Raw genomic sequence first — 9,055 nt, 5'->3', positions numbered from 1 at the left:
CCTCGCCAGGGCGGCGACGGTCGCGGTGGCCAGCCTGCCGGGCTGCACGCTCCCGTGCGACGTCACGCAGCCGCCGCGCAACAACCAGATCGTCACCCCGATCGTGGGGGCGAACGCCGGGGTCATCGCGGTGCCGCTCACCCAGCCCGGCCTCGGCCATACCATCGACGAGCCCCGCGTCCGCCGCCTGGCGAAGGACTCCTTCCGCGCGTGACGCCCCGCGCGGGCTAAGCAGCGGGAACTGACGGGGCCCCGAGGCGACACCGCCAACGTGGTGCAACTGGCCGCGGAGATGGCGCAGGGTCTGCCGTACTGGGTGGAACTGGGAGGTTCGGTGAGCGACAGGGACCCCGACGAGGACGCACGGCGGCTGGCCGCCGAGTCGTTGGCCGGCGACGATCCCACCGGCTGGTTCGAGCGGCTCTACGCGGAGTCGGCGACGGGCGACGCGATCGTGCCCTGGGACTCGCGGACGCCGCACCCGCTGCTCGTCCAGTGGGCCGACGGCGCGCGGGGCGAGGGGCGGCGGGCACTGGTCGTCGGGGCGGGGCTGGGCGATGACGCCGAGTTCGTCGCCTGGCTGGGGTACGAGACCGTGGCCTTCGACGTGAGCGAAACCGCCGTGCGGCTGGCGGCGGAGCGGTTTCCCGGCTCCCGCGTCGAGTACCGGGCCGCCGACCTGCTCGAACCGCCCGCCGAGTGGCGGCTGGCCTTCGACCTGGTCGTGGAGATCATGACCGTGCAGGCGCTGCCCGAGGATCTGCACGGGCCGGCCATCGCCAGGGTCGCCGAGTTCGTCGGGCCGGGCGGAACGCTGTTGGTCATCGCGTCCGCCCGGGACGAGGGCGGCCCGGTGGGAGCCCCGCCCTGGCCGCTCACCCCGGACGAGATCGCCGCCTTCTCCGCGTCCGGGCTGGTGGAGGAGAAGGTCGAGGAGCTGCGCGACCCGGGGCGGCGGCGCTGGCGGGCTACCTTCCGGCGTCCGCGTCAGCCGGGAGACCGATCGGCTCGGCACTCTTGAGCACGACCGCGTACGTGAACGCGCCCAGCAGCGCGACGCCCGAGATCACCATGAGCGGCACGGCGAACGACCCCGTCTTGTCGACCAGGAAGCCCACCATGATGGGGCTGATGATCCCGGCGAAGTTGGACGCGAAGTTCTGGATGCCGCCGATTGAGGCCACGTGCCGGTCGGCCGGGGCGACGTCGGCGGGCAGCGACCAGATGTTGGACGCGGCGAACGTCGAGCCCGCGTAGGCGATCGACAGCAGCGCCAGCGCCATCCACGCCTCGGGCGCCCAGACCGCGATCCCGATGACGGTCGAGACGAGGAAGCCGCCCGTGATGAACGTCTTGCGGACCCGGGTCACCGAGTCGCCCTTCGCGATGCGGCGGTCGGCCAGCCAGCCGCCGAGCCACTCTCCGACGATCGCCACCAGGCCGGGCAGGGCGCCGAACAGGCCCAGCTTGAGCAGGGTGAACCCGCGCTCCTCGACCAGGTAGGTCGGGAAGAAGGTGAGGAAGAAGTACACGACCATGTTCAGGCAGAAGAAGCCCAGCATCATCGCCCAGATGGTGCGGTAGCGGAACAGGTCCCGCCAGCGCAGGCCGGACGCGTCGTCCTCGCCCTCGGAACGGGCGCCGCCCTCGCGCAGGTACTCCAGCTCCTCCTTGGTGATCTTGGGGTGGTCCTGCGGGTCGCGGTAGGTCTTCCACCAGCCGATCGCCCACAGCAGGCCGATGACGCCGATGACGGCGAACGTCCAGCGCCAGCCCAGCCAGGCGATGAGCCCGGTCACGACCGGCAGGGCGATGACGCCGCCCACCCGGGAGCCGGAGTCCCAGATGCCGGTGGCCAGCGTCCGCTCGTGCCGGGGGAACCAGCGTCCGACGACCTTGGCGCTGGTCGTGGCGGCGGGGCTCTCACCGACGCCGAGCAGCAGTCGTATGCCGAACAGGCTGGCGAAGCTGCTGGCCACGGCCGTCAACGAGGTGAACAGCGACCACCAGACCGCCGCGAACGTGAACGTCCTGCGCGGGCCGTACTTGTCGACGAACCATCCGGCGGCGAGCTGGAAGAAGTCGTACGACCAGAAGAACGCCGCGAGGATCATGCCTTCTTCGGTCTTGGACAGTTTGAAGGTCTCGCCCATGAACGGCAGGGCGACGCCCAGGCTGGCCCGGTCGAGGTAGTTGATGACGAGACCGGCGAAAACAAAGCTGATCATGTACCAGCGCAGCCGGCCGGGGACGGTGCCGCGCGGACGACGGGGGAGGGTTCTGGCCATAGGGGTGATCCTTGTAGTATTTCCTATTGGATATTTCCTGCATGTTGCCGATGACGCACACCATCCGTCAAGACCCCCCATCAGGAGCCGAGATGACCAGCGAGCTCGAGAAGCGCCTCAAAGGCCAGGTACGCGCCGCCAAACGCAGCGTCCTGACCGCGGACGTCTACGAGAGCGTGAAAAGCCTGATCATGGACGGGGAACTGGCCCCGGGAACCCGCGTCAACATCTACGCGGTCGCCAGGCTCCTCGACGTCTCGCAGACCCCGGTGCGCGAGGTGCTGTCGGCGCTGGAGTCGGAGGGGCTGGTGACGAAGGAGCCCCTGCGCGGCTACTCGGTCGCCGCGGTGCTCACGTCCGGGCAGGTCGCCGACCTCTACCAGCTGAGGCTACTGCTGGAGCCGTGGGCGGCGGCCAGGGCGGCCGAACGGGTTGACGCCGAGGTCGCCGAGCGGGTGCGCGCCGAGCTGACCAGCGTCCCGAACGCGCCCCAGGGCACGCGGTACCACGACTACCACGGCATCCAGGCGCACGACGCCCGCTTCCACGACCTGATCGCGGAGCTGTCGGGCAGCCCGGCGGTCCGTGAGTCCCTCGCCCGCACCCACTCCCACCTGCACCTGTTCCGGCTCGACTACAAGGGCAGGCGGCACGGCGACCCCACGCTGGCCGAGCACGCCCGCGTCGTGGACGCCGTTCTGGCGGGCTCGCCCGACGAGGCCGAGGCGGCCATGCGCGCCCACCTCGCCGCCGCCCGCGACCGCTACCTCGAAACCCTCTGACCCACGCAGCCGACCTCCTGGAGGAACCAGCAACCATGCCTCTGATCACCAGCGCCGACGCCTACCTCGTCGACATCCCCGTGGAGACCGAGCGCACGGACGCCGTGCAGGCGTTCCTCAAACAGGAAACGATCTTCGTGGAGCTGGCCACCGACGACGGCCTGCACGGCACCGGCTACTCCTACACGATCGGCACCGGCGGCCGGGCCGTCCTGTCCATGCTGCGAGACCACCTCCTGCCCCGGCTGCTCGGCGCGGACGCCCGCAACGTCGAGGGCCTCTGGCGCGACCTGTTCGCCTCCACCCGCGCGACCACGGTCGGCGCGATCACCTCGCTCGCGCTGGCCGCCGCCGACACCGCCCTGTGGGACCTGCGCTGCCTGCGTGCGGGGGAGCCGTTGTGGCAGCTGGCGGGCGGCCACCGGCGCAGCGTCCCCCTCTACGACACCGAGGGCGGCTGGCTGCACCTGAGCGTGGCCGACCTGGTGGAGGGCGCGCTCGGCGCCAAGCGGGCGGGCCTGCGCGGCGTCAAGATCAAGATCGGCAAGCCGCGGGTGGAGGAGGACGTCGAGCGCGTCGCCGCCGTCCGCGAGGCCCTGGGGCCTGGCCTGGACCTCATGGTCGACGCCAACCAGTCGATGACCTACGCCGAGGCCAGGCGGCGCGCCCACGCCCTGGAACCGTACGGCGTCTACTTCTTCGAGGAGCCGCTGCCCGCCGACGACGTCCAGGGGCACAGGGAACTCGCCCGCTCCACCTCGATCCCGATCGCGGTCGGGGAGTCGATGTACTCGCTCGGCCAGTTCCGCGACTACCTGCAGCGGGGGGCCGCCTCGGTCGTGCAGGCGGACGTGGCGCGCATCGGCGGTATCACACCCTGGCTCAAGGCGGCCCACCTGGCGGAGGCGTTCAACGTCGCCGTGTGCCCGCACTTCCTCATGGAGCTGCACGTCAGCCTGGTGGCGGCGGTACCCGCCGGCACGTACGTGGAGCACATCCCGCAGCTGCGCGCCGTCACCAGCACCGAGCTGACCGTCGAGGACGGCCACGCCGTCGCCCCCGACACCCCCGGCCTCGGCCTCGACTGGAACCGCGACGCCATCGACGACCTGCGGGTCAGCTGAGGGCCGCGTCCAGGAGGAGCGTTCCCGCGCCGGGCAAGGCGGCGTCCCGGCCGGCGCGCGGCGGGGCGCCGGTGGGGCGCAGCGTCACAGCGCTCCGCAGCCCTCGGTGAGGCCCTTGGCCGGGTTCTCGCCGGGCTTGGCCGGCTTCTTCTGCGACGCCATCGCCGACGGGGTGGCCGACGGGGTGGCCGACGGAGTGGCCGAGGGGCCGGCCGACGGGGTGGTCGACGGGTCGGCCGAGGCGGCGATCGCGGGGCCGGTGCCGGCGGAGTCGCGGACGGCCTTCGCCGTGATGGAGCGGATCTTCGCCCAGTCGGGGTAGCCGGTGTTGATCAGCGGCGGGACGAACTGGACGCTCGTCACCTTCGCGTTCTTCACCCGCAGCGCCAGCGGCACCAGGTCCTTGAGCATGTCGCGCGGGATGTCGGTCCTGATCAGCTCCTTGGTGGCCAGCGCGATCCTGTTGAACCTGGTCAGGACCGTGGCCGGATCGGCCTGGTCGAGCAGCGCGCCGAGCACGCAGCGCTGGCGGCGCATCCTGGTGTAGTCGTCGCTGTACGTGCGCGAGCGGGCGTACCACATCGCGTCGGCGCCCTTCAGCTTGCGCGTGCCGGCCTTGACCAGGCCCTCGTTGTACTTGCCGAACACGACGTCCTGCTCGATCGTGAGCTTGATGCCGCCGATCGCGTCGATCAGCCGGGCGAAACCCCACATGTTGACCAGCGCGTACCAGTCGACCTTCAGGCCCAGCGTGTAGCCGATCGTGTCCATCAGCACCTTCGGGCCCTGGTGCTGCTTGCCGCCGAAGATCTCGGGATGCGCGTCGGAGTACTCCCAGACGCTGTTCAGCAGGTCGCTGCGGCCTCCGCCGGGGTCGGGAGGCAGCCGGAAGCCGGTCGGGAAGCGCTGCGCCATCGGCGTGCCCGGGCGGAACCTGACGTCCTCCAGGTTGCGCGGCAGGCTGATCAGGACGGTGCTGCCGGTCTTCACGTCCACGCTGGCCAGGTTCATGCTGTCGGTGCGCACGCCGATCCGGTTGTCGTCGGCGTCGCCGCCGAGCAGCAGGATGTTGACCCGGTCGCGGCCCGCCCAGGGGTCCTCCGGGCGTTCTGGGGAGCGCGCGACGGTCTCCTCGGGCTCGGTCGTGGGCTGGTCGAAGATGCTGTTGACTGTCTGCTGCCACGTCCAGACGTACTGCGTGACCACGCCGAACGGCAGCACCACGACGACGGCGAGCAGCCCGGCCAGCGCGCCCGTGACGATCTGCCCGCCCTGCGTGAGCCCCCCGGGACGCAGCACCACGAACGAGTGGACGATCACGGCGAACCACGCGACCCCGAGCACGGCGGAGCCGAGCGTGATCCCCGTCAGCCACGAGTTCTCGGTCAGCGACCCCAGCAGGTTGTCGGTGCTCAGGCCCACGGCGAGCAGCGCGAGCAGCAACGCCGCGTAGCCGGCGAGCAGCGCCAGCCCGGTCTTGCGCCATCCGGCGCGCAGGTGCGCGGCGCCCGGCGCCAGCGCCGACAGCGCGAGCCAGCCGAGAACCGCCCCGGCGCTCACCGGTTTCGTTGCCTGCCTCACGCCATCCCCGTTTCCCCGCGAACATCACAGTAGGCCGAATCGAGGCGGCAGCCTACGGAGCAAAAGCGAAATATGTCTTTATGGGAGGATGAACATCCGTAACCGAATAAGATTCGGTGCATGGCCTTCTCTGAGATCGACTAGAGCGCGGCAGGGCGCGCCGCCACCGTCACATTGAAGCGGCCTCAGCGGCTCAACGCCTTCACCTTTACGATGCGCAAACACTCGATCGACGCGTTCGGCTTCCCGATGAGGAACGGCGAGGCCGGGCTGCCGTCCTGGCCGGACAATCCCTATCGTGTCTAGCATGTACGAGATCACCGTTCTTCCCATGCAGTCCGACTTCGAGGGTGAGGTCGTCGCGACCCTCGTCTCCCGCAGGGCGGGTTCCCGCAGGGCGGTGCTCTACCTCCACGGATTCACCGACTACTTCTTCCAGGACCACCTGGCCGAGCACTACCTCGACCGCGGCATCGACTTCTACGCGCTCGACCTGCGCAAGTACGGCCGATCCCTGCTGCCGCACCAGACCAGGGGCCTGATCAGGAGCGTCACCGACTACTTCCCCGAGATCGACGAGGCCGTCCGCATCATCAGGCAGGACCACGACGAGCTCACCATCAACGCCCACTCCACCGGCGGGCTGGTCGCCTCGCTCTGGGCCGACCGCGTCCGCGGCAAGGGGCTGATCCAGGGGCTGGCGCTCAACAGCCCGTTCTTCGACCTCAACGTGCCCGCGCCGCTGCGCCTGGCCGCCGACCTGCTCAAGACGCCGCTCTCCTACACCCGCGCCGCGCTGCCGCTCGGCGGCAGCACCCTCTACGGTCGCACCCTGCACCGCTCCGAGCAGGGCGAATGGGACTACGACCTGGAGCTCAAGCCGCTGAGCGGCTTCTCCGTGCACGCCATGTGGCTCGCCGCGATCCGCCGCGCGCAGCGACGGCTGCACGCCGGGCTGTCCGTGGACGTGCCGGTGCTCGTGCTCGCCTCGGCCAAGGGGCTGCGCCTGCGCGACTTCGTCCCGGAGGCGCAGACGGCCGACCTCGTGCTCGACCCCCGGCACATCGCCCGCTGGGCCACCGCGCTCGGGCCGCACGTCACCTGCGTCCGCTTCGACGGCGGCCTCCACGACCTGGTCCTGTCGGCCGGGCCGGTGCGCAAGCAGGTGTTCGCCGAGCTGGACCGCTGGACGAGCGCCTTCGTCTACCAGGGGAACGAGAACAACCCGTAATAGGCCGCCGCCACCAGCAGCAGCCCGGTGCCGCCCAGCACCCCGGCGATGGCCACATGCTGCCAGCGCCCCGGGCGCAGGCCCTCGCGCAGCCCCACCACGACCGCCGCCACCGCCGTGACCTCCTGGACGAGCATCAGCACGGCCAGGACCCGCACCACCAGCCACCCGGCCAGCACCGCCGGCCAGGCGCCCGCCTGGTTCACCGAGAACAGCACCAGCAGCATGATGAACGCCGCCACCGAGGCCAGCAGGCCGAGTCCGGTCCACGCCATCCTGCGCAGCCTGCGCCTGATCGGCGGCCACAGCCGGGCGTTGGTCTCGGCCAGCGGCTGGCGCCCGCGCAGCCGCACCACCATCGCCGCGACCGGGCCCGCCACGTAGCCGACGGCGGCCAGGCAGATCGTCAGCCCGAGCATGGTGCCACCCGCGTACCAGGGGGCGGCGGGCACGTCGCTCGCCTCGAACCGCTGCACCGGGGTCGCGCCGGCCAGGTGCAGGACCGGTCTGGCCGTCTCCGGCAGGCCTCTGATCCAGTTGGCGAGCGTCTCCAGGTAGCCGTGCGTGAACGGGCCGCCGTTGACCCGCATCGCGTGGTCGCCGTGGTCCATGAACCGGATGGTGTAGCGGTCGTTGCCCGCCTGCGCCAGCGCCGTGGTGAGCGCCCTGGTGGACTCCACGAACGGGATGGACGGGTCCGTCGTGCCGTAGAAGGCCAGCACCGGCTGCCTGATCTGGCGCAGCGCCGGCATCGCGTCGTAACGCAGGAAGTTGAAGCCGACCCCGCCCATCGCCCTGGTCAGCAGGTCGCGCACGCCGATCGGCGCCCGCAGGCGCAGCAACTGCTCGTTCAGCGCCCAGGCGACCTGCCTGAGCGGGGAGACGTTCGGCGAGGACACCAGCACCGCGAAGCCGACGTCCGCGCTCTTGGCCGCCGCGATCGGTACCACCCAGCCGCCCTCGCTCACGCCCCATAACCCCGTGCGGGCCGGATCGACGTCCGGGCGGGTGCGCAGGTACTCGACCATGCGCAGCGCGTCGTCGGCGAGCAGGCCGAAGTCTCGTTCGCGAAAGTCGTAGCCGACCGTCCGCTTGTCGAACGCCAGCGTCACCACGCCCGCCTTGGCGAGGAACTCCGCCTGCGGCGTGAACTCGGTGCGCGAGCCGTTGCCCGACCCCGAGACGAACACCATCGCCGGATGCCGCCCGGGTGTCACGGGGGCGCGGACCGTCCCCTCCAGCCGCTGCCCCTCCGCCGGGAGCGAGATGTCCTCCTGGTGGACGGCGGCGGACGCCACCACCGGCCGGAACTCCTGCGGCGGCTGGGCCGGTAAGGACTGGAGCGCCGGGTCGGCCTGTAACAGCGGAGGATCGAACGCCGGCGGCAGCACGTACCCGACGCACGCCAGAGCCACCAGAACGAGACCGGCGGCGACAGTCAAGGTGCCACGACCCGTACGCATCGGCCTCCCCATGCGTGTTGGTTTGCCCGCCGATCAGCCACACTACTCCCGGCCCCCGGAAAGCACCGTGGCGTACGAGGCCACATTTGTCGGCGGGACCTGTTAGCTTCCTGCGACATGCGGATCCTGCACACCTCCGACTGGCACCTGGGCCGCTCGTTCCACCGTGAGAGCTTGATCGAGGGGCAGGCGGCGTTCGTCGACCACCTGGTCGAGACCGTCCGGGCCGAGCGGGTCGACGTGGTGGTGGTGTCGGGCGACGTCTACGACCGGGCGCTGCCGCCGGTCGACGCGGTCGCCCTGTGCGGTGAGGCGCTGCGCCGCCTGGTGGCCACGGGCGTGCGCACCGTGATGATCAGCGGCAACCACGACTCCGCCCGGCGGCTGGGCTTCGGGGCCGACCTCATCGACGCGGCCGGGGTCCACCTGCGCACCGACCCGTCCCGCGCGTGGGAGCCGGTGGTGATCGACGAGGTCGCCTTCTACGGGGTCCCGTACCTCGAGCCCGAGCTGGTCAGGGGGCCGTGGGAGCTGCCCGACCGCAGCCACACCGCCGCGCTCGCGCACGCCATGACGCGGGTGCGCG

Annotated in this window: 8 protein-coding genes and 1 pseudogene; 6 read left to right on the top strand and 3 right to left on the bottom strand. The window is 71.2% G+C overall.

Annotated features, from left to right (window positions below; genetic code table 11):
- Positions 1-214 (top strand): annotated as a pseudogene (locus ABZ297_RS45405) (O-succinylbenzoate-CoA synthase); the annotation flags it as partial.
- Positions 215-271: 57 nt separating this feature from the next.
- Entirely contained in the window at positions 272-1,021 is a 750-nt protein-coding gene (locus ABZ297_RS45400) for a class I SAM-dependent methyltransferase (protein WP_355360361.1), read from the top strand.
- Here the strand turns inward: ABZ297_RS45400 and ABZ297_RS45395 are convergent.
- Positions 969-2,288: an MFS transporter gene (locus ABZ297_RS45395; protein ID WP_355360358.1), complete on the bottom strand. Its 1,320-nt coding sequence runs from the start codon at positions 2,286-2,288 to the stop codon at positions 969-971. The two genes, ABZ297_RS45400 and ABZ297_RS45395, sit on opposite strands and share 53 nt — an antisense overlap.
- A 92-nt stretch (positions 2,289-2,380) precedes the next feature.
- Here ABZ297_RS45395 and ABZ297_RS45390 point away from each other — a divergent pair, with 92 nt between their 5' ends.
- Positions 2,381-3,070, top strand: coding sequence for a GntR family transcriptional regulator (locus ABZ297_RS45390; protein ID WP_355360355.1), 690 nt, complete (start codon positions 2,381-2,383; stop codon positions 3,068-3,070).
- Between the two features lie 35 nt (positions 3,071-3,105).
- Positions 3,106-4,194 (top strand): mandelate racemase/muconate lactonizing enzyme family protein, encoded by a 1,089-nt coding sequence (locus ABZ297_RS45385; RefSeq protein WP_355360352.1) that lies wholly within the window; start codon positions 3,106-3,108, stop codon positions 4,192-4,194.
- Positions 4,195-4,278: 84 nt separating this feature from the next.
- On the opposite strand, the gene ABZ297_RS45380 is transcribed toward ABZ297_RS45385, so the two are convergent.
- Positions 4,279-5,775 (bottom strand): LCP family protein, encoded by a 1,497-nt coding sequence (locus ABZ297_RS45380; protein WP_355360349.1) that lies wholly within the window; start codon positions 5,773-5,775, stop codon positions 4,279-4,281.
- Positions 5,776-6,082: 307 nt separating this feature from the next.
- Here ABZ297_RS45380 and ABZ297_RS45375 point away from each other — a divergent pair, with 307 nt between their 5' ends.
- Complete coding sequence (locus ABZ297_RS45375; protein ID WP_355360346.1) at positions 6,083-7,006, top strand: alpha/beta hydrolase; 924 nt, start codon at positions 6,083-6,085, stop codon at positions 7,004-7,006.
- On the opposite strand, the gene ABZ297_RS45370 is transcribed toward ABZ297_RS45375, so the two are convergent.
- A complete protein-coding gene (locus ABZ297_RS45370; RefSeq protein ID WP_355360343.1) occupies positions 6,979-8,469 on the bottom strand; it encodes a prolyl oligopeptidase family serine peptidase in 1,491 nt (496 codons plus the stop codon). The genes ABZ297_RS45375 and ABZ297_RS45370 overlap by 28 nt on opposite strands.
- Positions 8,470-8,586: 117 nt before the next feature.
- Here ABZ297_RS45370 and sbcD point away from each other — a divergent pair.
- A partial coding sequence (gene sbcD, locus ABZ297_RS45365; RefSeq protein WP_355360340.1) for an exonuclease subunit SbcD occupies positions 8,587-9,055 on the top strand: 469 nt, incomplete at its 3' end.

The organism is Nonomuraea sp. NPDC005983 (genome assembly GCF_040614375.1).
Taxonomy (GTDB): domain Bacteria; phylum Actinomycetota; class Actinomycetes; order Streptosporangiales; family Streptosporangiaceae; genus Nonomuraea.
The sequence above is the reverse complement of the archived record's forward strand: the minus strand, read 5'-3'. Positions and strand labels throughout refer to the sequence as shown.